Origin of the sequence: Planctomicrobium aquicomposti, assembly GCF_051466325.1 — a bacterium.
GTDB lineage: Bacteria > Planctomycetota > Planctomycetia > Planctomycetales > Planctomycetaceae > Planctomicrobium.
This window is the reverse complement of record NZ_CP195792.1, coordinates 189,456-212,783: the sequence shown is the minus strand read 5'-3', so window position 1 is coordinate 212,783 and position 23,328 is coordinate 189,456. Positions and strand designations below refer to the sequence as shown.

Annotated in this window: 16 protein-coding genes; 3 read left to right on the top strand and 13 right to left on the bottom strand. The window is 61.3% G+C overall.

Annotated elements, in window-relative coordinates:
* Nucleotides 1-117 precede the first annotated feature (117 nt).
* The 4 genes from SH664x_RS00875 to pheT form a co-directional block, all read right to left on the bottom strand.
* Complete coding sequence (locus SH664x_RS00875; RefSeq protein ID WP_437204209.1) at nucleotides 118-3,285, bottom strand: AAA family ATPase; 3,168 nt, start codon at nucleotides 3,283-3,285, stop codon at nucleotides 118-120.
* Between the two features lie 177 nt (nucleotides 3,286-3,462).
* On the bottom strand, nucleotides 3,463-4,743 hold the full coding sequence (locus tag SH664x_RS00870; RefSeq protein WP_437204207.1) for a metallophosphoesterase family protein: 1,281 nt from the start codon (nucleotides 4,741-4,743) through the stop codon (nucleotides 3,463-3,465).
* A 186-nt stretch (nucleotides 4,744-4,929) separates the two neighbouring features.
* Nucleotides 4,930-5,928 carry an endonuclease/exonuclease/phosphatase family protein gene (locus tag SH664x_RS00865; RefSeq protein WP_437204205.1) on the bottom strand — a complete coding sequence of 333 codons (999 nt, stop codon included), beginning with the start codon at nucleotides 5,926-5,928 and terminating at the stop codon, nucleotides 4,930-4,932.
* A 42-nt stretch (nucleotides 5,929-5,970) separates the two neighbouring features.
* Nucleotides 5,971-7,773, bottom strand: a complete 1,803-nt coding sequence (gene pheT, locus SH664x_RS00860; protein ID WP_437204203.1) for a phenylalanine--tRNA ligase subunit beta — start codon at nucleotides 7,771-7,773, stop codon at nucleotides 5,971-5,973.
* 600 nt (nucleotides 7,774-8,373) lie between these two features.
* On the opposite strand from pheT, the gene SH664x_RS00855 reads away from it, so the two are divergent.
* On the top strand, nucleotides 8,374-8,655 hold the full coding sequence (locus SH664x_RS00855) for a PGPGW domain-containing protein (protein ID WP_437204201.1): 282 nt from the start codon (nucleotides 8,374-8,376) through the stop codon (nucleotides 8,653-8,655).
* A 45-nt stretch (nucleotides 8,656-8,700) separates the two neighbouring features.
* On the opposite strand, the gene SH664x_RS00850 is transcribed toward SH664x_RS00855, so the two are convergent.
* The 8 genes from SH664x_RS00850 to SH664x_RS00815 form a co-directional block, all read right to left on the bottom strand.
* A complete protein-coding gene (locus tag SH664x_RS00850; protein WP_437204200.1) occupies nucleotides 8,701-9,990 on the bottom strand; it encodes a DUF6754 domain-containing protein in 1,290 nt (429 codons plus the stop codon).
* A gap of 1 nt (nucleotide 9,991) precedes the next feature.
* Nucleotides 9,992-11,122: a hypothetical protein gene (locus SH664x_RS00845; RefSeq protein ID WP_437204198.1), complete on the bottom strand. Its 1,131-nt coding sequence runs from the start codon at nucleotides 11,120-11,122 to the stop codon at nucleotides 9,992-9,994.
* 23 nt (nucleotides 11,123-11,145) lie between these two features.
* Nucleotides 11,146-12,090, bottom strand: a complete 945-nt coding sequence (ftsY, locus tag SH664x_RS00840) for a signal recognition particle-docking protein FtsY (protein WP_437204196.1) — start codon at nucleotides 12,088-12,090, stop codon at nucleotides 11,146-11,148.
* Nucleotides 12,091-12,234: 144 nt separating this feature from the next.
* Nucleotides 12,235-13,689, bottom strand: coding sequence for a rhamnulokinase (locus SH664x_RS00835; protein WP_437204194.1), 1,455 nt, complete (start codon nucleotides 13,687-13,689; stop codon nucleotides 12,235-12,237).
* 263 nt (nucleotides 13,690-13,952) lie between these two features.
* Nucleotides 13,953-14,831 (bottom strand): ATP phosphoribosyltransferase, encoded by an 879-nt coding sequence (gene hisG / locus SH664x_RS00830; protein ID WP_437204192.1) that lies wholly within the window; start codon nucleotides 14,829-14,831, stop codon nucleotides 13,953-13,955.
* Between the two features lie 227 nt (nucleotides 14,832-15,058).
* Nucleotides 15,059-15,442, bottom strand: a complete 384-nt coding sequence (gene hisI, locus SH664x_RS00825; protein ID WP_437204190.1) for a phosphoribosyl-AMP cyclohydrolase — start codon at nucleotides 15,440-15,442, stop codon at nucleotides 15,059-15,061.
* Nucleotides 15,443-15,640: 198 nt separating this feature from the next.
* A complete protein-coding gene (locus tag SH664x_RS00820; RefSeq protein WP_437204188.1) occupies nucleotides 15,641-17,179 on the bottom strand; it encodes a YifB family Mg chelatase-like AAA ATPase in 1,539 nt (512 codons plus the stop codon).
* Between the two features lie 148 nt (nucleotides 17,180-17,327).
* Nucleotides 17,328-18,506 carry a S1C family serine protease gene (locus SH664x_RS00815; protein WP_437204187.1) on the bottom strand — a complete coding sequence of 393 codons (1,179 nt, stop codon included), beginning with the start codon at nucleotides 18,504-18,506 and terminating at the stop codon, nucleotides 17,328-17,330.
* Between the two features lie 235 nt (nucleotides 18,507-18,741).
* Between SH664x_RS00815 and SH664x_RS00810 the strand changes: the two genes are divergently transcribed.
* Nucleotides 18,742-20,532, top strand: coding sequence for a hypothetical protein (locus SH664x_RS00810; protein WP_437204185.1), 1,791 nt, complete (start codon nucleotides 18,742-18,744; stop codon nucleotides 20,530-20,532).
* A gap of 210 nt (nucleotides 20,533-20,742) precedes the next feature.
* Nucleotides 20,743-21,918, top strand: coding sequence for a lipid-A-disaccharide synthase (gene lpxB / locus SH664x_RS00805; protein WP_437204183.1), 1,176 nt, complete (start codon nucleotides 20,743-20,745; stop codon nucleotides 21,916-21,918).
* 140 nt (nucleotides 21,919-22,058) lie between these two features.
* Here the strand turns inward: lpxB and SH664x_RS00800 are convergent, their stop codons facing one another.
* Complete coding sequence (locus SH664x_RS00800; protein WP_437204181.1) at nucleotides 22,059-23,006, bottom strand: AraC family transcriptional regulator; 948 nt, start codon at nucleotides 23,004-23,006, stop codon at nucleotides 22,059-22,061.
* Nucleotides 23,007-23,328 lie beyond the last annotated feature (322 nt).

The window sequence follows — 23,328 nt, the reverse complement described above, 5'->3', positions numbered from 1 at the left end:
GCAGCACGATTTCCATCTCATCGAAAGCACAACTCCGCGTGGTGAATAAAGTTGAAACCGAAATGAAAGGCGGTCGACCGGGCGGCAGCACTCGAAGCCACCCGTCTCGCGCGATGCTTAGGAGCGTTGCAGTTGTCCCTCGCTCCGCTGTTTGGGAAGCCAGACCGGTTCGAGTCCGCGGGCAGCGAACATCTGCGCGAGATGCAGATGACAGGTGAACAGCAGAATCTGCTGTCCCTGTTCGGCCACATCCACCAGTGTCTGCACAGTCGCTTCCGTCCGGGTCTGGTCGAAGTTGACGGTCACGTCATCCAGCACCATCGGCAGTTCGGTCCCCTGTTTGGCGAAGTCGCGAATCATCGCCAGACGAACCGCGAGGAAGACCTGCTCTCGGGTTCCGCTGCTGAGCTGGTCCATTCGCAGGGGATTGTTCTGTTCATCATCGACCAGCAGCACGCGCTCGCTGAGCGGGGTCCAGATTTTCTGGTACTTGCCGCAGGTTAACTGTCTCAGATAGGTGGAGGCAGCCTTCAGCGTGTTGGGCTGACGATCCTGTTCAATACGCTGTCGCAGTTCCTCGACGACGCGATCGGCGAGACGGGCGGAGGCGAGCTGTTCGGTCGCTTCCCGAATGCCATGCATCAGCTGTTCACGATCGTAACGCAGCGAGGTCAGCGTGCGATCGTCTTCGATCTGCCGCAGCTCCCGCTTCAGCGTTCCCAGATCTTCGAACGCGGCCTGCATCTTGGCTTCAAGTTCACCAAGTTCCTGCTTGAGATGACTCATTGCATCGCGATTGCGGGCTTCGTCGTAACGGAGAAGATCATCTTCTGCGATCGCGAGATCGGCATCGGTCGCGGTCAGCTTGGCCAGTTCCTCACGCACTCCCTTGATCTGATGTTCGAGCGTCGCTCGTTCATCAATGGCCGCCAGCTTGGCTGCAATTTCGCCCCGATCCGCCACGCCGAGCCGCTTCAGCAGCGACGAACGTTGATGACGCATCTTGGAAATGCTTTCCGAGAGCGTGGCTGCCTGCTTCCGTTTCTCCTGACTGGCCTGACGCAGCCGCGACCGTTCCTTGCGGCGATCGTGCAGGGTCTGCAGTTCCCGATCCCAGCCGGCGAGCGCTTCATAGGAATCGCGAACCCGCTTGCCGCGACCTTCGATCTTCTCCGCCAGTTCTGTGACCTGCAGATGGAAGGCTTCCAGCTCACGTCGTTGCAGCTCTTCCCGCTCCAGTCGCGATTCCCGCTCCTGCAGCAGCGACTTCGCCTGCGCCAGCAGTTCACACTGCTGCAACGCCTGCGTGGTTTTCAATGTTTCGGTCAGTCCCATCCGTCGCAGGGTGTCGGTCCATTCGCGACGGGCCCGGGCCAGTCCGCGCTGACGTTCCTGCAATCGCTGCCGCATTCCGCTGAGCCGCCGCCGCAATTTCTCAATGCGCGTCGCGAGCGTTTCATACTGATCGAACGCCTGCAGCTGCTGCCGGATCTGCTGCATCCGCTCTTCTTCGCTCACCTCCGGCACTGCGGGAGTTCCTGGTGGCGGAGGAAATGCGGAAGTCGTCGGCTGATCGCGACGCAGGATGCGGTCAATCGCCTGCTCGACCCGCTGCAGGTCATGCTGCAGCGACCGACGTTGATCGGCCATGGCGGAGGACGAGAGATCGACAGTTTCGAAATACTGCTTCATCGTCCAGCTCGTCCCCATCACGGAGAGGCCCAGAAACGCGAAACAGGCCCCGACAATCCACGCAGCCGGTCCCCCCGCCACGAGACCTTCATACCCGTGTAGGGCGGCATAGCCCCCCGCGCCGAGCAGCACAATTCCCGCAGCCACGAAGAACCAGAGAATCAGCCAGAAGAACGGCGGAAGTTCCCGCTGAATCACTTTCGGGCCAAAATCCCCCCCGACCAGCTCATAGGTTTTGATCAGATGGTCCCGACGCAGCCGCAGCCCGTGCAGCTCGCTCAGGTCATTCAGCTTCCGCTGCAGAAGCTTGCGGGCTTCCGCGGGCGACTGCTTGCCGAGGTCACGAGTGCGGACTTTCCAGGTCTGTTGCAGCCGGGTGAGACCGGCAGACAGTTTCTTGTAACGACGGACCAGTCGGCGTCGGCTCTGCGCCGCTTGTCGATAGCTGCCGACATGCACCGCGAGCTTGTGCCAGTCCGACGGAGAAAAGGTCGTGTTCTGCAGTCGACGGCGATCCCAGCGACCTTCCAGACGGGAAAGCAGTTCATCGACTTCACGATCGCGTGGGTCGCTGGAATTCTGCCCGTTTGGCAACGACCGTTCGAGGGCCTGCATCGCGCGGGTCTTCTCGAACAGGTTGCGGATGGCGCAGGTATGTTGTTCCAGTTCCGGGCGGGTTTCGATCCCTTCCGCCGATTGTTGCAGCTGGCGGGCTTCATTCAGCAATGCTTCCCGGCGATCACCGATCTCGGACAGTTCGAGTTCCAGCGCATCGAAGCGATTCAGGATTTCCCGGTCGATGTCAGTGCTCGGCAGTCGTTCGAGCTGCCGTCGAAGCTCCCGCTCTTTCCGCCACGGTTCGTGAATCCGGGACATCAATTGATGGCCCCGCAGGTTCTGCTGAATGTCGGCCTGCCGGTTCTTCCACGACTCAATTTCCGCTTCAATCTGATTCCGCTGCGTCTGCAGTCGGGCATGTTTCTCGGTCGGAGGACCGAGCTTCGACAGTTCGCGATCGACGTTCCGCAGCTGATGCAGGAGCGTGAACAGGTCGCCGTCGCGTGCTCCACCGGTCAGCCGCTGCTGTTCGGCAGCGAAGGCAGCCTGAGCCTTGAAGATCTGTTCCCCTTCGGGCCCCAGCGACAGGCCATAGATATGCTTGGCGACATCTTCGCCGTTGAGAGTGGCCAGCTGCTGCAACTCATTCAGGCCGATGGCGAAAATGTTCTGAAAGATCGGCTCGGGAGTGTTGCCGATCAGATCCTGCAACACCGCGTCATCATCGCTGGCGATGCGTCCATTGATCTCCAGTCGACCGCGGGTTCCGGGCTGCGAGATGCGGCGCAGCCGGTAATCCTGGCCGCGATGCACGAGCCGCAGCATCCCCGAGCATTCGACCTTGCGCGGGTTGGGGCCGTTGACCCGTTCGTCCTGCGGCTGAAAGCCATACAGCACGCCGCGGATAAACCGCATCAGCGTCGACTTGCCCGCTTCGTTCGGACCATACAGAACCGTGACTCCCCGATCATTGAACGGGAAGGTCACATCCTGCCAGACCCCGAAGCGGTCGATTTCGAGTTCTCGAAGTTGCATCCGCGTCGTCCTCCGTGAATGACGCAATCTGATTCACGTCGATCAAACCGACGTCATTCGCTTCGGCCACCTGCCGAAGCCTGTTTCAATTCCGCTGTCAAATCCGTTTCGACAGATCTGCCGCATCTCAGTTTCCCGCATCGTCCCGCTATCTTGCTCCCCCCGTGGAGCACCTTTTCAGTCCAGCCATTCGGCAGCCAGAGCCCGGGCCCTGCGCGAGATGGCTCCTCCCGGAAGATGCTGTAACGTCTCCCGGACCACTTTGGCTTCCGCACTCTTCATCCAGTCCAGATCCGCCAGTTCGCGCCGAACCCGCTCGACCAGATGATCCTGTGATTCCTCCAGCAGCCTCTGAAACTCCTGCAGCAGTCCGGTCGACTGCACATGCGGAGCTTTGGGGTCCGGCTGCCGGTGCGTGGCCCGTTCGATCCGGAAGACACGCCGGACTTCCGTTTCGCCGGTCAGCTCTTTCTGCAGCAGTGTCCAGAGTTCCTGCTGCGGACCGGCTTCCGCGAGCGCATCGTAGACGGTCCCCTCACCATTGATTCGCCAGTTGACGATCCACATTTTCTCGTCGTTGTCGGCGGCCCGCTCCATCACCGCGAGCGCCATTTTCTCGGCGAGGTCAGTCCAGTTGCTGTGGCGATCGACCGTGAGCTCGATGCGTTCCCAGCGGACCGGAGCGATCGCCACCGCATCCAGCGTGACGCTTCCCGTCGCCGAAACATCGACCACCGTACAGCCGCGCGAGCCGGTCACCTGTCCGGAGAGTGCCTGCGCACAGCCCGGGTCATGCATCAGACCCGTTGCAAAATATTCGGTCGCCGGGTTCCCTTCCCCGATGGCGATGTAGTCGGTCTGCTGTTCAATCGCGAGTCGAATCGCCGCTTCCGCCGACGCGGGAGCCTGCCATTGTCCCTGTTCGAACGTGATTCCGGTCCCCGCTGCCACCAGCCCGATCCGGAACGGGGTCTGGTGCCGGCTCGCGGTCGCTGCGCCATTCGCGTGAATCCGATGCGGGTCACCAAAGGGGGTGGCGAGAACGGAAATCGAGGCCAGCACCCGCTGATCCCGCATCACGGCGACCGGCTCCTGATCTTCGTCGGCCAGCAAGGTCACATTGGGCGGGAGATGCACTCCCCGCCTCCAGGAGGAGAGTGGATCGAGCGATCCGGCGGCGATAAAGACGGAAATATCGTGGGCTGCGAGCTTTTCGAAGCCTTTTTCCAGGGCGACGCGGGCTCGCAGACTGTTCACTTTGGAGTTGAAGCTGTTTCCGGTCAGCAGCAGAAATTCCACCTGCGCGGCGATGCAGGTCTCCACGATGCCATCCCAGGCACGGAACGTCGCATCTTCTGCAATTTCACGCTCTTCCGGCGAAAGAGGGCCGGTACCGACGAGCGGTTCATCGAGGCAGAGGCAAGTCGCGTGAACGAAGCGAAATCCCAGGCGCGACATGTAGGAATCCTTTCCTGCTGCCAGACATCATCCAATTCAGCGGGGGCAATCTGCTCCCCAGCCTTACGGCTCCACCCGAAGTCTACCCAGATTGCGGCATTGCGCAAAGGCCACTTTGTAAATGCTGCAAAATCCGAATTTCGGACGAATGCCGGCTCAAGTCCTGACGTCGGTCGCGGGTGTCGCTCAGCGCTGGGTCCGGACAATGGCGTGCACCGGCCGATGGTCAGAGGCGGAGGAGAACCCGTGCCAGCAGAGAACCGGCTGCAGGTGCTGATTGACCCAGATCTGGTCAAGCTGCAACACCGGAAGCGGGACCGGCCAGGTGGGTGCGTAACCATCGCCGACCACTTCGAAGAGCAACCGATGGTGCTGTCGCAACCGGGCAAACTGCGGTGAGTCGGGTGGCGTGTTGAAATCTCCCATCACCAGAACCCGTTCGGAGGGATGTTCGTCCGCGAACTTCGCCACCCCCTCGAGACCGGTCTTTCGCAAGCGATGAATGTGAGCGCCGAGGTCCGCGATGAAGCAGTGGTATTCCACCCCTCTCACCGTGATCCGCAGCTGCCGCAGGTTCGATTCCCACGCAATCTTTTCACCTGTCACCTCCCCGCTGGTCCCCTTGGCGAGGTAATACATCCCGCCTCCGGCATTTGTCACATCGTATTCCGGCAGTTGCTCGCGCCAGAACTGCTTGAGGACCTGCGGGTCCCCCGAAGCCTCGACAAGCCCCACGATGTCGGCGTCGCTCTGCCGGATGTACTCCGCTGCCGGCTCAAGATTTTCCCTGCGGGCGACATTCCAGAAGAGGAGTTTCAGAGTTTCGTGTTCGTGCGCACTCTCCCCGGCGGGACGGGAAGCCACTACCTCCACCGGCGGCCAGCGCCAATCCTTGCGGTACGTCCAGAATCCGAGGGCCAGCACCACCGCCAACCAGAACAGCGCGCGACGACGCGGCCCCCACACTCCATCCAGCAAGAGCAGGAACGCTGCCCCCGCCGTCAGAACGGGTAACGGCGTGGCATAGAAGATCGTCGACGCCACGAGCACCGCATCACAGACCGTCAGCCGGACAGCCAGTCCGAGTCCCAGGACCGCAGCGGTTCCCCACCAAAGGACGTTCCGGAACAATGATCGACGTGGCTGTGCAGTTATCCCGGCAGCCGCTTCGGACGATTCAGTCATGACATCTTTCACATTGACCCGTCCGACAGGGCCATCGGGGACTCAGCGAACCGCCATGATTTTCAGATCGGCCATTGCCACCGGGTGATCAAGACCGAAGTTCAGAATCCCCTCGGGATGCATTTCTCCCAACAGGCCGCTGATCTCTCCGTCGGTGGAGAGCGAGGCACCGCGGCCGGGAATGAACATCGGGCTGTCGATGGGGGCAAAGGTCCCTTCGAGGCCCAGTTCGAACAGCAGCGCATCGACGACGGACCGAATCGAGGCATAACTCGCCTCGCGGCCCATGTCGACGATCGCCAGATGCCGTTCTTCGCGGGCACCGGTCTCGGCGTTCGCATCGAGGATGGTGACGTTATCGAGTTCGAAGAACCGCAACGGCAGCGGCGCCCGGCGATTTTCACGCAGGTGCTCCAGCAGTCCGGACAGCAGATGCGACCGGACCACCGTCAGCGCCTTGAGCTTCGGATTTCCGATCCGGGCATAGTGCTCGGGAACCGGCAGACGGAAACGCTCGTAGTGGAGTTCCTCCGTCGTCATCGGCAGACTCATGATCTCGGAGTAACCGAGGCCGAGCATCACGCTGCGGACCAGATCACTGCGGTCTTCTTCCGGACGGGCCTCACCAGTGGTCGCCTGTCCCACATAACGGGGCTGAATGTTCTTGTAGCCATAGCCGATCGCGAGGTCTTCAAAGACGTCGACCATATGCTTGAAGTCGGTCCGCAGCGCTGGAAAGCGGACCCGATATCGGCTTGAGGAACTTTCGACCGCAGCGGCGTCCAGCCGCATCCTCCGCAGTGCCTTGACCAGCGAATCGCCATCGAGCGGCAAGCCGAGCCAGCGTTTCGCCGCTTCGAGGTCGATCTCCATCTCGCGCGGACTCAGGTCGGGCGAAGTCCGCGTGCTGCCGTCCGCTTCGCGGATCTGGACCGACTTCACCGTCCCGCCGAGTTCCACCAGCGAGGAAACAAATGTATCCAATGACTTGACCACCGCTGCCAGACTCGGCCCGGTCACATCCACAAACAGACGCTGTGACCCCAGTTTCACCTTGGTCGATTCGCTGTTGATGATCGGCGGCATCGACAGCACTTGTCCCTGGGCGTCTTTCAGCACCGGGTAACGTCGATGATCGGCCAGCAGACGGGCGTAGGCGATCCCCTTGGGATGCTTCTCCAGAATTTCCTGACCGGTCATCCGTTCTCCGGGACGCCCCAGCGGCTCGAAGCTGTCGACCACCGGATCGAGTGTCGTGTAGCTGACCGGCGACGTAATCGTGTCGAGGTCATACACACCGATCGAAGCGAGTTTGCGGTCCCGCCCCACCCCCCAGTGCAGGGCTTCCTGCAGCTTCATCAACGACACCAGCAGCATGTCATCCACCGGCGGAAGCTCAATCACCGCACAGCGAATGAAAGGCCGCTGACAATCCGCCCCCGCCACGGAAGGATCGACGATCACCTCTACGGGTCCGGGTGAAACTGCGTATTCCGGCAAGCCTTCGACTTGTCCGAGGTATCCCTTGAGAGCACGAGCAATCCCTCCCACGTCGAAGAGGTCGGGCCGCGCGGCCAGCAGGTCGAGACGAATCACCGTGCTGCGGCCGATTTTGGGAAAGCTCGCTGCCTGTTCGTATTCGCACCAGTTGCAGCGATTGGTCACTTCCGCGCCGAGCGAAGCCTCCACGGCATGCTCGCAGCGCGGACACCGGTATCGGTCAACATCGAGGACGTCGTCTACATCGCAGCCGATCTGCTCCAGCGCCTCTGCCAGTTCCTCAACCGGATACGTCCGGCCCAGCAACCCGTTGAGCACATCACCTTCGACACTGATAATCGGCACTGCAACTTCCTCTCAGGACAACTCACCTTTGCGGAACTGGTTCCGCCGCAGCAACGACAGGGAGTGACCTGTCGTGAACGTCGCCGCAGCGGGATGGTCTGGAGACTTCTCCTCCGACCGCAACGGCCCACTTCACCAGCGGTTTCGCAGGTCTGGCAAAACAGGCGGGTTTCGCCACAAGCGACCTTTGCAAATCCGCAGAAACGATAGAATAGCGGTGTCGGGATTTTGATGCAGCCATGCCTGAGCGGGATTCATCTCCCATCCCGGTCCGGGAGATGGGACCGGTCCGGATGAACTCGCGAGAGGATTCTGATATTCCATCGTCCCGGACTCGCCACGCGGATTTGTGCAGTTGCCGAATCCAACGCACGCCGGGCAGAATCAGGATCGAGCTGCCTGCTGCCGCAGCAGAGAGAACGCAAAAAGGGATTTCGCATCGTACTGGAACTGGTTGAAACGTATTGGCTGGTCGGCGTCCTGAGTGCGGTCGCGAGTATCGGCGGAGCCTGGCTGGGGGCCTGGGTCGTGGCCCGCCTCCCGGCCGATTTTTTTGTGCGCCCACCCAGCGACCACACGAGCCGACACCCGGTCTGGCGCATGATCCGGTTCATCCTCAAGAACCTGATCGGACTGGCGCTGCTGGCTGCGGGAATTCCCCTCCTCCTCAGTCCCGGCCCGGGGATGCTGGTGCTGCTGCTGGGAATTTCGCTGCTGGACTTCCCGGGGAAGCGGCGACTCCTCTGTCTGATCCTGTCCCAGCCCACCCTCCGCAAAACGATCAACTGGGTCCGGCAGCAGCGAAACCAGCCCCCGCTGCAATTCCCGGATCATGACGACGCAGGGTCGAAAGCCGAACCGGTCGACGACCCCGATCGCTGATGCCGCGGCTTGCAGCTGCGAGAAGCGGGGCAAGAGGAATCGGCTTTATCCCCCGGCGCTCAACACGCTGTCCTGAAAATAGGCGGAGGCATCTTCCAGGGCGGGTGCGACACGGGCGGCAAACGGGTCTTGCGCAGCGCGGGCGTTGGCGAGATCGGCCAGCGTCACGAGCGTCAGGCCGATGAACAGCAGGGCGGCCAGAATGATCTTGCCGAAGTCCTGCCCCTTGAGGCTGCCGAGCTGGTCCGGATCTTTCGACAGGTAGGCACTGGCAGCGAAAAACTCTTCGCCGATCAGCGTGTAGTCACAGGCCGCCACGAAAAACGGAAGCTGTGCCGGCTGAGCGGTCCCGGCGATCTGAATCGCGCCGATGGCGTTCCCGGTTTCGGCCAGAATCAGGGATTCCGCGTAGAAGGACCCCAGATAAAAGCAGGCCGCCGGTTTTTCCCGCACCATCTTGCCGGTGACGGCCGAGACGTAGGCGAACTGCTCATCGGTCACGTAATACACGTCATCAGGGTTATAGGCATCGGGTCGGCCGGCGGTCAGGTAGGCCGTCTCGACAATGTCCCGGGCGGCCGTCATCACCAGCGACCGGGAGGTCGGCGTTTCGATGCGGCAATCATACTCGGCTGCCCGTTCCGCGACGCGGGAAAGAATCGTCAGCCCGGCGATCGTCTGCACCTCGTTCATGTCCTGAATGCCGGGAACGAACAGGCAGGAGCGGCCCATCTCCGTCGCCCGCCCCACCGCCTCTTCAATGGCATCCAGCCCCGCGATCGGACGGACATACAGCTTCTGTCCGCTGCGGGCTATCAGAATATAAGCCACAATCCCGCCGCACACCGCCAGCGTGACGATCAGCATCCAGAAGCGGCTCCCATCAAACCACGAGCGATACGTTCGCACGGGTAATCCCGTCGTCGGCATCACGTACGCAGATTTCTCATCGTCGCCGTTGATGGCGGCGACGCGAATCCAATACGGCTCGCCGCGGATGCATTTTTCCAGCACCACCTGCAGCGTGCCGTCGCGCAGGTCCCGAGGAGTCGGAGTCGCAATCAGTTCCTCATCATACAGCCCGACCTCCTCTCCCGACCGCTGCACCACATACCGGATCGGGATAGACCCCGGAGCGACTTCGGCCTGCTCCGGCAATTCGATCTCTACCTTCAGACGCGAGCCATTATCGAAGTCAGGTGCCCAGGCCCGGACCGACAGCGGTGGGAGCGGCGGCGCTGCGGAGATGCTGGTCGTCAGGTCTGAGAACAGACAGATCCCGCAGACTGCCGTCACCAGCAGCAGGGCAAACGGCTTTCGGAATGGATCCGCCATTTCAGTCTCCGACCAGTTCGACGTTGGCACGAGGAACAATGACCTCTTTTCCGGAGGAACATTTCACCTGCAGGACACGGGCTTTGGACCCCGAAGCGAGTAGCTGCGGCTCAGACGGCAACGACGCAACGACACCCAGTTCACCAAAATAAGGGTCGCGAATCAGCCGGACATGCGAGCCGATCCGCAGAATTCCTCCTCCAACTTTGGCAGCAGTATCGGCCACATCGACTTCCCCGGGAAGAGGAATCACGATTTCCGGCCGCATGACACCCGCACGAATTTGTGTGGCCCCATTCACCGAAGCCGCTTTTCCCTGCAGGGATCGAAGCAAGGAAAACGTGCGGCCAGCCATCGCAATCTGGCCGAAGCCCTCGGTGATGATGATCGTCAGGCCGATTTTCTCCGAACCGGTGATGGCCACCCCCAGGTCGTAGCCGAGAATCTCTTTGAGCTCCTGATCGTCGATTCCTCCGGCAATCAGCGCGTGAACGCCGAGTTCCTGCGCACGACGCACGGTCGCCCCATGCAGCCGCCCGCCGCCCACGATAATCTGCCCGGCGTATCCGGGCTGCAGCAACTGCGGTTCGAAGTCCTGATCGGGATGCTCTGTGACGACCTGCAGCGCCCCCTGCTGCTCGCCGCCGACACCGAAAATTCCTTGCAGGAAGGCGGCCGTGGTTTCGACCACCACCCCTTCACCGGGAAGCACCTCGACCACTTTTCCGGAGACAAAAGCATCCACCTGCACGGGGAGTGCAGCCCCGCGCAGGATGACCTGCCCGGTCACCTCCGAAATCGACTCCACCACCGCATCCGCCGAGGCAAACGCTGTCTGTCGGAACATGCCGAAGATCCCGCGCGAGATCGCCAACGGTTCTCCGGAAGCCACCTTATCTCCCACCTGTTTCAGCATGCACGCAGGAACGTCTGCCGGGACGATCGAGAGCAGATTCGCGACGTTGAGCGGATAGAGATTCCCCGGCTGTTCGGTGCGGGCCACGATCTGATCCGCGCGGACCACATCCCCAACCTGCACCAGCACGTCACCGGAAATGGGGAGGAGCCGCTGCGCCCGATAGCGCGTCCGCTCCTTGATCTGCAAACCCGGTGTGTATGCTTGGGCCATCATCAACGATCTGTCAGAGGTCGAGGTCAGACGTCCGAAAAGAGCGCGTTCACGAAGTCGTCGGCCGAGAAGACCTGCAGGTCATCCAGCTTTTCTCCCACACCGACATACTTCACGGGAATTCCCATCTTCTGACGAATGGCGATGACCACGCCCCCTTTGGCGGTCCCGTCGAGCTTCGTCAGAATGATGCCGGTGCAGTGGGCTGCTTCACTGAACTTGGCCGCCTGGCTGATCCCGTTCTGACCGGTGGTCGCATCGAGCACGAGCAGGCTTTCGTGAGGAGCCCCTTCGATCCGCTTGGAGATCACCCGGTGAATCTTCTCCAGTTCCTGCATCAGATTCTGCTGCGTCTGCAGCCGACCGGCCGTGTCGATAATCGCGAAATCCGCCCCCTGATTGGCCGCCTGATCACAGCCTTCAAACGCCACCGCCGCCGGATCGGTCTTCGGCGGTTTGATCACAATTTCGCAGCCGATGCGCTTGCTCCACATCGTCAGCTGATCGACTGCCGCCGCCCGAAACGTGTCCCCCGCAGCCAGCACCACCTTTCGTCCTGCCTTGTGCAGCAGATTCGCGAGCTTCGCGATCGATGTTGTCTTGCCCACCCCGTTCACTCCGGACACCAGAATGACGGTCGGACCGCTCGACGCCAGACTCAGCGGTGACAAGGGCTGTTCGGGAGACCATGTCGGCTGATTGCCCCCCTTGAGAATCTCTTTCAGTTTACTGCGGACCACTTCCCAGATTTTGTCGGGAATCACGGTTCGTCCGCCGAATTCCTTACGCAGCTGATCGACCACTTCGGTGGCGGCGGCCACCCCCATGTCGGTGGTGATCAACCCGCGGTAAAACTCTTCCAGCTTCTGCTCGTCGAGAATCTCACCGGTCTTGAGCAAGTCGCGCACGTCGGTACGCAGAACATCTTTGGTCTTCTTGAGTGCCGACTTGAGTGAATCAAAAAAGCCCATTGCGAACCTGTTCAACCAAATTTGAAAACCGCCTTGTCACCACATCAGGTTCCGCATCGAAACCGGAAGGCTGCAGCTGACAGCATAGCATTGAATGGAAGGGAAAAAACCCCGCCGCCTTTCCTCGTTGTCGACACCGCCCATTCACGGGCGGCCGACGTCCAGCGCATCAGCCGCTGCCCGGTAGCGGGTCCAGGCTTCCTCCAGCCCGGAAGTGCTCAGCCCGGTGAAGAGGAGCGGAGGAGCCGAGCGTCGAACCACCTGTCGCAATTCCTCGACCGAGGGAATCAGTCCACTCGCCCGCGCCTGCATGAGGCAACATCCGAAGGCCGCTGCCTCGGCAGGTCCGAGAAAGACGGTTCGTCCCGTCCCGTTCGCCAGCAGCGGCCCGAGGAACGGCAGTTCTGCTCCCGGGCCGATCACGTGCAATTCCCCGATCTGGATCCCCGCTATTTTTTCCAGTTGCTGCAGCCCCCTTCGCACTTCAAACGCCAGTGTTTCCAGCAGGCTGCGCAAGACCGGACCCGGGTCAGGCTGCTCTCGCAGCGCCTGCAGCCGATGGGGAAATTCGTCATCCCGAAGATCGGCCACGGTCACTCGCTGCGACCACGGAGCCGCTTTTTCGATCTGTCGGGCCAGCTGTTTGTCGGTCGGTTTTTTCTCCGCCTGACAAACCGCCTCATGAACGGCCTTCCAGACCCTGAGTCCCGTCACCGGACGGTGCAACCACCAGTTTCCATCCGCTCCCGCAGCATGAGACCAGCCGGGCTTCAATGTCTCCTCCCCGACAACTGGCTGCGCAATCTCCAGCGCCAGTTCAGCCTGCTGGTCGAAATGCAGGACCGCCCAGCCGGGGACATTCGTTCGTTCCGTCGGTGTCGCCAGCAGGGCGCTGGCCGTGCGCCAGGTGACTGGAGTGATGACGTCTATCCGGGACACGCCCGCCTGCTGCGCAACTTCACTCCGTAGCGACCCGAGGTGAGTCCCCGGAGGAACGATCTCGGGCAGAATGCGGGTCGGCAGATCAAAACGCCGCAGCAGGTCCTGAGCCCAGTCACGGGTCCGCCAGCGAAAACACTGGGTCGCCGACACATTGGTCAGCTCGGAAACTTTGCTGCCGCACAGCAGCCAATGGAAGTAATCGGGCAGCAGCAACAGTCGCTGCGCCTGCTCCAGCAGTTCAGGATCTCGCAACTGCATGGCGATCAGCTGGTACAGCGTGCTGCGTTCATCAATGACACGCCCAGTCGTGGCGGCGACGTCACGCTGGCTGAGACGTGTCGCGGCGTGTGCGGGAAGTCCACTGCTGCGGGAGTCTTCAAAACTCCAGGCCTCTCCCAGTCGCTCATCCTGTCTGGTCAACAGCACGTAGTCTCGATGCCATGACTGCACACCGATCGAGGTGACCTGCTTTCCAAATTGCTGCGCGGCGGCCGCCAGCCCGATCTGAATTTCCTGCCAGATGCCGAGGAGATTCCAGCGCAGCGTCCCCCTCCACGTGACAGGAGAGATGGGAAACCGGTGCAATTCGGTCAGCTGTAGCTGATCGCCGGACCAGTGACCCGCCACAATGCGACCGGCGTCGACATTCAGGTCCACCGCTAGCCCCGATCCCGGGGAAGTGTGGCGGCGTTTCAGCGACAAACCTTGATTGAACGCCTGGTTTTCCACCGGCAGAGGGCCAAGCGTCTTTGAGATTCGCTCTCGAGCATTTTGACTGTTGATTGCCCCATCCTCGCCAGGCGGATGTCAGCAGCTCACCCTCCGCAACGCTTGCTGCGCAGGCATTGGCAAGAGCAACCTGCTCTCACAGCGTCGGATTTTAATCGACCTGTCCTCGCCATTCGAAACTCAGTCTGTGATCAATCAATGATCTTGCTGATCGGGAACTCGACAATCCCGTTGGCTCCGGCCGCTTTGAGCTTCGGCACGATGGTCCGGACGATCGATTCATCGAGAATCGTATTCACCGCCACCCAGTCCGGATCGGAGAGTGACGCCACCGTCGGATCCTTGAGCGCCGGCAGCTCCCGCAGAATGGTCGGCAGGTCGTTGCGCCGGATGTTCATCATCAGGCCGACCTTCCCTTCCGCAGCCAGACAGGACTTGAGCATCAGGGCAACCCCTTCCAGCTTGGCCCGCAGCCACTCATCTTCCCACGACTGCTTGTTGGCAATCAGCCGTGTGGTGCTCTGAATCACTTCGTCGACAATCCGCAGGTTGTTCGCCCGCAGCGATGATCCGGTTTCGGTAATTTCGACAATCGCATCGGCCAGACGGGGGGGCTTCACTTCGGTCGCTCCCCACGAGAACTCGACTTCCGCCGTCACACCGTGCCGCGCGAGGTAGGCCCTGGTCAGGCCGACCGCTTCTGTCGCGATCCGCTTCCCCTGCAGGTCCTTGACGGTCTTGACCGGTGAATCCTCGGGAACGCAGAGCACCCAGCGGACCGGCCGACGGCTGACACGGGAAAACATCAGCTCACAGACTTCGTGCACGTCAGCCTGGGTTTCGGCGACCCAGTCATGTCCGGTGATGCCGGCATCGAGAATGCCGTCTTCCACATAGCGGGCCATTTCCTGAGCCCGGATCAGCAGGCACTCGATTTCATCGTCGTCGATCGTCGGGTAGTACGACCGGGAAGAGAATGTGATTTTGTATCCGGCCTTGCGGAACAGCTCGGCGGTGGCTTCCTGCAGGCTGCCGGCAGGGATTCCCAGTTTCAGAATTCGACCAGACATCACATCATCCTCGGGCGCGCACGTGTTTGGAAAAACGCACTGTAGTCACCGGGCGGGTCCCTTCAAAAGTGTCCGCCTGCCACTCAGCGAGGGTTGCGGCGATTTTTGTCACAACTGAGGAGCACAAACCGCCCGCCGCAGGAGCATTTCCTGGATCGCATTCCCAGAGATTGATGCAAGGCACTCCGCATCGATCGGGTGCCCCCTCGGAATCGCGCCGGGACCCCTTACTTTTTCCCGTAAACCGCTGCCGGGTCGAAGATTCGTTCACCTTCAGTCGTCACGTCCCCCGTGGCAGGGTCAATCCGCCGGAAGAAGCAGCTCTGATAGCCTTCGTGGCAGGCAGCCCCACCGATCTGTTCGACCTTGGCCAGCAGCGTGTCGGCGTCGCAATCGAAATACAGCGATTTGAGCACCTGGACGTTGCCGCTCTCTTCCCCTTTTCGCCACAACTTTTTGCGGCTGCGGCTGTAATAGCAGACGCGGCCGGTCTGCAGCGTCTCCTGGTATGCGGTCTCGTTCATGTAGGCCAGCATCAGCACGGTGCCGCTGGCGGCATCCTGGGCGATGACGGGAATCAACTCGTGTTTTGTAAAATCGGGACCGTTCACGCTGCACTACCTGTCTGGGAGAAAATCGAAAGGCTCATTTTAACAGCCAATCCCGCAGACGACACCAGAACGCCCGGCAGGTTCGGTCCGCGGTCTGACACGGGGAGAATTCTGCTGCGCGGGCCCAGTAGACCGACACTCACGCATCGGGCTCTGGATTCGTTCATCGACATTAACGCTTCGGAATCGGGCGTTGTCTCAATGCGACCAGTACCGACGATCGAGGGCTCTGTAATTGATCGCCTCCGACAGATGCGAAACCTCAATCTGTTCGCTCCCCGCGAGATCGGCAATCGTGCGGCTGATACGGAGAATTTTGTCATGCGCCCGTGCTGAGAGTCCCATCTCTTCCATCGCCGACTGCAGCAGACCATCAGTCTCATTTCCCAGCTTGCAGTAGCGACGAATCTGTCGAGGTCCCATCGTCCCGTTCTGCACGGAGGGTTGGTCGCGGAACCTCTCTTTCTGGATCGCCCGGGCCTGCACCACCTGAGTGCGGATTGACTGGCTGTCGGTCCCCGGCCGGTCGTTGGAGAGTTCACGAAACGGAACGGCGGGGACTTCGATATGGATATCGATCCGGTCGAGCAACGGCCCGCTGATCTTGGCGAGATAACGTTCGATCTGATTCGGTGTGCAGTTGCACTGTCGGGCGGTGTCTCCCCGGAAGCCGCAGGGGCAGGGATTCATGGCGGCCACGAGCATGAGATTGGCCGGAAACGTGAGGCTGCCGATCGCCCGGGAGATCGTGACCCGATGCTCTTCCAGCGGCTGCCGCAGCACTTCCAGTGTGCGGCGATTGAACTCCGGCAATTCATCGAGAAACAGAATTCCATGATGGGCGAGGCTGATTTCGCCGGGTGCGGGAGTACTCCCCCCACCGACCAGTCCCGCTTCACTGATCGTGTGATGCGGCGAACGGAAGGGACGGGTGAGCATCAGCGATTGACGTTCCGCCAGACGACCGACCGCGCTGTAAATCCGCGTGGTCTCCAGGCTCTCTTCGGCGGAAAGTCCGGGCAGAACTGTCGCCAGCCGCTGTGCGAGGAGGGTTTTGCCGGTCCCCGGCGCCCCGATCATCAGAATGTGATGGCGTCCCGCAGCCGCGACCGTAATCGCCCGCTTGGCCATCTCCTGCCCTTTGACGTCCGCATAGTCGACCGGATAGACCGCCAACTCCCGCACAGCCTCATCCCAGCTGAAGGGAACCGGGTCGATCTCCAGTTCTCCGGAAAAGAAGCCGACCGCCTCGGCAAGCGAGCCCACCGGGATGATTTCGATCCCTTCCACCACCGCCGCTTCCCGGGCATTCTCCGCGGGAACCAGCAGACCGCGACGCCCATCCTGACGGGCCTGCAGGGCCATCGACAGCGTCCCTTTCACCGGTCGCACCGTCCCGTCGAGAGCCAGTTCTCCCACAGCCGCGTACGCCGGAAACAGTTCGGACTGCAGCTGGCCACTGGCTGCGAGAACCCCGATCGCCACCGGCAGATCAAACGAGGGTGCCTCTTTCGGCAGATCGGCGGGGGAGAGGTTGATCACAATGCGATCGATCGGCCGGGTGTAGCCGGAGTTCACGATCGCCCGCTCGATCCGATGCACGCACTCGCGGACCGCCGCTTCCGCCAGCCCGACCAGAATCGTTTTCGGCAAAGCTGCCGGGGAGATATCGATCTCCGCCTCCACCGGCCGGGCGTCGATTCCAAAGAGGGAATACGTCTGCAGCTTCGCCAGCATGATTTGCCCTCGCACCCGGAAATTCGCTGAGCCCCGAACCGGTGAACAAATGTTGGCGCAGTGTCTGGATCCCTCCTTCGTGACGCAAGCGCACCGCAGGAATTCCTCAGGAATCGTTACGGCTCGGCGGGATGCCGCGTCAAGGCAACTACAACTTGAGGCCGTCGGGCCCGCTTTGTTCCCCTCCGAGGGTGACATTCACCTTGATCACCTTGTCGGCCCGCAGCACCGACAACTCGACGACGTTCCCCGGCTTCTTGCTTTCAATGAAACCCAGAAATTCCGCAGCGGTCGCAACCGGATTGCCGTCGACCGCAACGATGACATCCGCCACGGAGCGATCGATGATGGTGACCAGCCCGCGGCGGATCATGTCAGGTCCCTTGATGCCCGCCCGTTCCGCGGGTCCACCGGGAGTCATCCGCGCGACCCGCAGCCCCTTCTCGACGACGGTCACATGCGTAATGCCAATGTCACCACGAATCACTTTGCCGTACTGAATCAGCTCGGGAAAAATGCGTCGCACAAGATTCACCGGAATGGCAAAGCCGATGCCGGCACTCTGTTCGACACGACTCGCAATGGCGGTGTTGATGCCGATCAGATTCCCCTTCGAGTCGATCAGCGGCCCCCCCGAGTTCCCCGGATTGATGGAGGCATCGATCTGAATGATCGACTTGATCACCCAGTTCTTCTGGATCTCCAGTGTCCGGTTCAGGCTGGAGATCATCCCTTGGCTCATGCTCCGTTCAAGACCGAACGGATTGCCGAGGGCGAAGACCCGCATTCCGACTTTCAACTGGTCGGAATCTCCCAGCGTGAGCGGGAAAAGCTGATCTTCGGGGGCGTCGATCTTCAACACCGCGATGTCGTTGACGGGATCGGCACCGATCAGCTTGGCGCTGACCGTCTCTTCGTTGAACAGGGTCACGTTGATCTGCCGGGCGCCGGCGATGACGTGGTAGTTCGTCAGGATGTGCCCCTGCTTATCGAGAACGGCGCCGGAACCGCTTCCCTCTCCTTCGAGGGGCATCATCAGAAACCGTCCGGCCGGAACGCCGGCGGTCGAAATATTCACCACGCCGCGATTGCAGAATTCGTAGACGGAGACATTGATCGCTTCATCGGGGGTCAGCCCCCGGGCGTCGTAGGCCCCCCGTGGAAACAGAATGTCCTGAGGCTGCGGGGCGGACATGGGCGGGGCTCCGCGCATTGACGTCCCAAACGTAGGCCCTTGCGCCACAACAGTTAAAGGCGAGAAGAACAGGCCCAGCAACAGAGCGCCGACCCGAAACCGGACCAGCGCGAAGATGACGTTCGATCGCATGAAACTCTGCCTTGCACTCCATTGTTTCGCGGGTTGCCCCCCCTATATAAAACGTCTGGTCAGATCGCTCAAGACGTTTCTGCCGGGGCCCCTGCTGCGAGTCTTCCGTGTCCTGCACCGGGATTCGCAGCCTCCCGGCGCCATTCACTCGAATTGATCCAACAGGTTCCCACTTCGCGCGTGCCGCTCCAATCTTCCGCGCCCCGGCGATCCACCACGACAGGCAGCTTCGCATATGGACGACTCAGTCAATCTCCTGCCACTCCCGGCCGACGCCCACGGCCCTCCGTCGGATGCTTCCTCCACCTTGTGGCTGAGTCACCTCGTTTTCAGCAAATCGGCACCACCCGCACTGAAGCTGGCGGCTCAAGCTGGCGACCTGCGCGCATTTTCGGAGGCGTTGCAGACGGGCCTTCGGGAACAGAGCTGGAAGAAAGGGAAGCGGAATCGTCTGTTGAAACATCTGCAATGTCTCTGGCCACGAGCGGGAGAAGCGCTTTCAGGTGAGATCGATCCCGCTTCGCTGGCGCATTGCCTGTTTGATGCCGACCTCAACGAAGATGAACTCTCCGGCCGCGTCGAAGCGATCATCACCGGCCAGACGAGCGAGACACCTGACCCTCAGACCGTGCTGGCAGCACTCTGGATGCTGCGCAGCTCCGTGAACCGGCTCGATCCGCAGACGCTCGTGTCGCTGTGGCGCTGGACACTCGAAGCGTGTCTGATCTCGCCTGTGTCGCAGGCGAAAGAGGAAGCTCCCTCGGGCTTCGAAGGGCTGAACCGGCTGGAAATTCTCTGGCTCGCCGGTGAGACGTTCCGCGAGATGAAGGCCTTCTCCAAAGCGTCACGCAAGGCGGCCCACGGAGTTTTACCCGCACTCGATGCCGCGACCGACAGCGACGGCACGCCACACGCCCGGGTTCTCGCTGACGTCGTACCGACACTGGCACTGCTCGCCCGACTCAAACTCTTTGCGGCCAGTTGCGAAGCACGCCCCTGGGGACACAAGGCCGAGAAACGGATTGCCGGCCTCTTTCGCCGGACCGCGGTGCTGCTGAGCACGCCGCACCTCCCGTTTCAGGCGACTTCGACCGCCGTCCCGGAAGAGATGCTCCGCTCGATCGGCCACATTCTCGAACAGGAGCGTCCCCAGAGCCAGATCGCCGCCGGCAAGCACAAGAATACGTTCTCGCGACAGTCCGACTGGGCGGAATGGGCGACGCTGCACGATGCGGGCGGGGGATCGACCGATCAGCTGTTGGTCCGCTATCACCAGTCGATGCCCGAGGTGGATCTGGTGGCTGCCGACCATCCTCTGTTCCGGGGGAACTGGTCGCATACGCTCAAAATTGACAATGAAACCGTCCCGATCGTTGAGGACTGGACCTGTGTCTGCTGGTACGCCGACAAGTCGGCCTCCTTCATCGAACTGGAGCAGAAATCAGGGGAGTCGGTCCGCATGATCCGCCAGGCGCTGCTGCTCCGGCGTGAGTCGGTCCTGCTGCTGGCCGACTCCATTCGGACTGAATCGCCCGGCCTGCTGGAGTTCTCACGGTCCGTTCCCCTCTGCCCCGGCTGGCAGCACGAAGAAGACAGTGAAACCCGCGAACTCGCCCTGACTCAGGAGAAGCAACGAGTCCGGGTCTTTCCGCTCAGCACTCCACAACTGAAGGTGCACCGCAGCGAGGAGCAGACGAGCCTCCGTGACCGGCTGTTGACGGTCACCAGTAATGCGCGCGGCCCGAATTTGTACGTCGCGACTCTGTTCGACTGGAACCCGAAGCGCCGCGAAGCCCCGGTCGAATGGACCCGGCTGACCGTCGCGGAAGATGGGGTTTCCGTCCATCCCACCGTCGCGGCCGGCCACCGACTTCGGATCGGAAAGCTGCAATGGCTGTTGTATCATAGCTTTGCAGCACCCCGGTTTCCCCGTTCTGTTCTTGGCCTGCATACCGGCAGCGAAACGGTTTTTGCCAGAGTCGACAGTTCCGGGGAGTACGAAACACTGGTGGAAGTCGAACTATAGAGCAGTGACGACAGACCTCCTCGGGTGGCTGTGGAGAGACTCTCCCCAAGCCTGCGGGACATTGCAAACCGAAGTCCCCACAAAGGGACGGAGGAGCCGGCGAATCGACCTCCCGTCGCGGAAAATTGCTGCTGGCACGGACTGCCGGTTCTGCTATGGTCCGCAGCAAAATGGAGTTCGAGAACACGTACAGAATTGGCAGGGACGCCGATGCATCTCTTTTTCTCAGCGGGTGAACCAAGCGGTGACCAACATGCTGCGCAGGTCATGCAGCAGCTGAAGAAACGCCATCCCGGAATCCGGCTCTCCGGTTTCGGAGGGCCCGAAATGGCGGCCGCAGGACAGGACCGGCTGTATCAGCTGACCGATCTGGCGGTGATGGGACTGGCGGGCGTGTTGCCACTGCTGAAAACGTTCTGGCGGCTCTATAAAGAGGCAGAGGCCTTTCTGTTGAAAGAAAAGCCGGATGGCGTGGTGCTCGTGGATTTCCCCGGCTTCAACTGGTGGATTGCCAAAGCGGCCAAGCGGGCCGGAGTCCCTGTCTTTTACTACTGTCCTCCCCAGCTGTGGGCCTGGGCTCCCTGGCGGATTCGCAAGGTGCATCGCTGGGTCACCTGCGTGCTGTCGGTCCTGAAGTTCGAAGCGGACTGGTACCGCAACCGAAACGTCGACGTGGAGCTGGTGGGCCATCCCTTCTTTGATGAAGTGGCTGCCCACCCCCTTGATCAGCAGGCCGTCCGGGCGATTCAAGCCGGAACGGACCGCGTCGTCGGAATTCTTCCCGGCTCACGCAAACAGGAAGTTGAACGGAACTTTCCGATCATGCTGCAGGTCATCGAGGCGCTGCACCGGAAACATCCGGACGTCCGGTTTCCTGTCGCCTGCTTCAAGCAATGGCACTACGACCGCTGCGCTCAGCTGCTCGCAGCACATGGCGGGAATTTGCCAGTCGACCTGCATCTGAGCAGGACTCCGGAAGTGATCGAAGCCGCGGACTGCTGTCTGATGGTCTCCGGATCGGTCAGCCTCGAACTGCTGGCCCGGAAAACTCCGGCGGTCGTGCTGTATAAGGCAGGTCTCTTCATCTACTGCATCGGGATTTTTCTGGGGACGATCAAGTACATGTCCCTCCCCAATCTGATTGCGGATCGTGTGGTGATGCCGGAATTCCCCTTCTGGCACAAGCAGCGTTCCGCAACCCGCCAGATGATCAAAACACTCGACCATTGGCTGAGCGATCCCCAGGCGCTGGCCCACGTGCAGCAGGAGGTCTCGCAGCTGGCCGACGACGTCGTGGCGACCGGCGGTGTCGCCCGTGCGGCGGAGGTGTTGCTGCAGCGGCTGACGGCAACAGACAAACAGCAACAGCACCGACGGGCGGCCTGACCACCAGACCCTCTGGCGACGATCAAGGGGAAATGACCGCCGAGATGGACGCGCGCGTCCGCTCGTTCCCCGGTTGCGAGCAGCGGGCACATCGCTTGAGAATTCGCACGGTTCGCGTGGGCAGACGAGAGAGCCTCGCTCTAGTTCACGACGGCCAGCGCCGGTTCGCTTACCTCTCCCTGGTCCCGATGTCGCGACTTCCGGAAGGCCTGGGGCGTCAATCCGCTCCACCGCTGGAAGACAGCGCAGAAAGCGGAGAGTGAACGATAGCCCGCCTGTCGGGCCACATCTTTGAGTCCCAGGGAGGATTGCAGAAGCCGGCAGGCAGTCTGCATGCGAATCACCGTCAGCACATTCATCGGCGGCTCGCCGACAACCTGCCGGAACCGGCGGGCAAACGTGGACCGGGGAAGATGCCCCGCTGCAGCCAGCGATTCAATCGTCCAGATCCGCTCCGGATATTGCAGCATCAAGGCGAAGATCGGTCCGAGTTCCGCATCACGCAGTCCCTGAATCCAGCCCGATTCCAGCGGAGACAGAGTCTGCAGACTGATCCGGATCGACTGCAGAACCACCAGCGACAGTAGCTGGTTGACGATGGCACTGGTCCCGGGCTGCTCGCTTTGCAAAGCCGTGCGGGCTTCCTGCAGGAGCCGGCCGCTCAACGGGTCCGCCTGATCGTGTGCCGAGACATGCAACACGGCCGGCAGAGCATCAAACAAAGGCGGGAGTCGATCACCTGCGCAGTCGAGCCGACCGGAATAGATCTCTCCCGGTTCCAGTGCAAACAATGTGCTGTCCCCCGGGGAGGTCGTGGGGGATCGCAGCAGAATCAGCAGATCCCCCACCCGAAGCTGGAACCGCCGATCTTTCTCCGGGGCGAACAGGGCCTGTCCGGCGGTGACAAACTGAAAACAGGGAAATTCGGGAAACAGCTCGCCGTGCTCGCGTTCATGCAGCGTCTGCTTTCCGGTCATCTGACATCGAACCGGAAGCTGGTTCAACACGGCAGACAGCGGATCATTCAGTCGAAATTGCTCAGTGGTGTCTGGTGCGGTGTCTGCTGCGGCCAGCCTGCTGAAGCTCATTCCACACTCCGTTTCATTCTCTCGTAACGTGGTTTTGTCGGCGATCACTTCGAACCCCACCCTTTGCACATCAGCGGAAAATGACGTTCAGTATCAGTAACCGTTCACATCGAGATGCCGGGGCCATCAGGAGCGAGCGGACGCAATCGACCGGCCGGGCAGCTGCCCGCAACGCCTGCGCCCAGCGGAAAGCTCGGATTCAGCACTGCACACAACACGAAAGCGCCCTCAGCAACAGCAAACTGAAAATGACCTTTTTAGGGGACATCGGTGGGGTCCTGGGGAAGGTGCCCGGTATCTCCGGACAAAAAGTGGTACGCAG

Excerpts from the sequence above, each read along its gene's own strand:
- SH664x_RS00865 (WP_437204205.1), bottom strand. The coding sequence starts at position 5,928 with ATGACTGAATCGTCCGAAGCGGCTGCCGGGATAACTGCACAGCCACGT.
- SH664x_RS00850 (WP_437204200.1), bottom strand. The coding sequence starts at position 9,990 with ATGGCGGATCCATTCCGAAAGCCGTTTGCCCTGCTGCTGGTGACGGCA.
- SH664x_RS00820 (WP_437204188.1), bottom strand. The coding sequence starts at position 17,179 with ATGCTGGCGAAGCTGCAGACGTATTCCCTCTTTGGAATCGACGCCCGG.
- hisG (WP_437204192.1), bottom strand. The coding sequence starts at position 14,831 with ATGTCTGGTCGAATTCTGAAACTGGGAATCCCTGCCGGCAGCCTGCAG.
- SH664x_RS00870 (WP_437204207.1), bottom strand. The coding sequence starts at position 4,743 with ATGTCGCGCCTGGGATTTCGCTTCGTTCACGCGACTTGCCTCTGCCTC.
- SH664x_RS00800 (WP_437204181.1), bottom strand. The coding sequence starts at position 23,006 with ATGAGCTTCAGCAGGCTGGCCGCAGCAGACACCGCACCAGACACCACT.
- ftsY (WP_437204196.1), bottom strand. The coding sequence starts at position 12,090 with ATGGGCTTTTTTGATTCACTCAAGTCGGCACTCAAGAAGACCAAAGAT.
- SH664x_RS00855 (WP_437204201.1), top strand. The coding sequence starts at position 8,374 with ATGATCCGGTTCATCCTCAAGAACCTGATCGGACTGGCGCTGCTGGCT.
- SH664x_RS00875 (WP_437204209.1), bottom strand. The coding sequence starts at position 3,285 with ATGCAACTTCGAGAACTCGAAATCGACCGCTTCGGGGTCTGGCAGGAT.
- SH664x_RS00815 (WP_437204187.1), bottom strand. The coding sequence starts at position 18,506 with ATGCGATCGAACGTCATCTTCGCGCTGGTCCGGTTTCGGGTCGGCGCT.
- SH664x_RS00845 (WP_437204198.1), bottom strand. The coding sequence starts at position 11,122 with ATGATGGCCCAAGCATACACACCGGGTTTGCAGATCAAGGAGCGGACG.
- SH664x_RS00810 (WP_437204185.1), top strand. The coding sequence starts at position 18,742 with ATGGACGACTCAGTCAATCTCCTGCCACTCCCGGCCGACGCCCACGGC.
- lpxB (WP_437204183.1), top strand. The coding sequence starts at position 20,743 with ATGCATCTCTTTTTCTCAGCGGGTGAACCAAGCGGTGACCAACATGCT.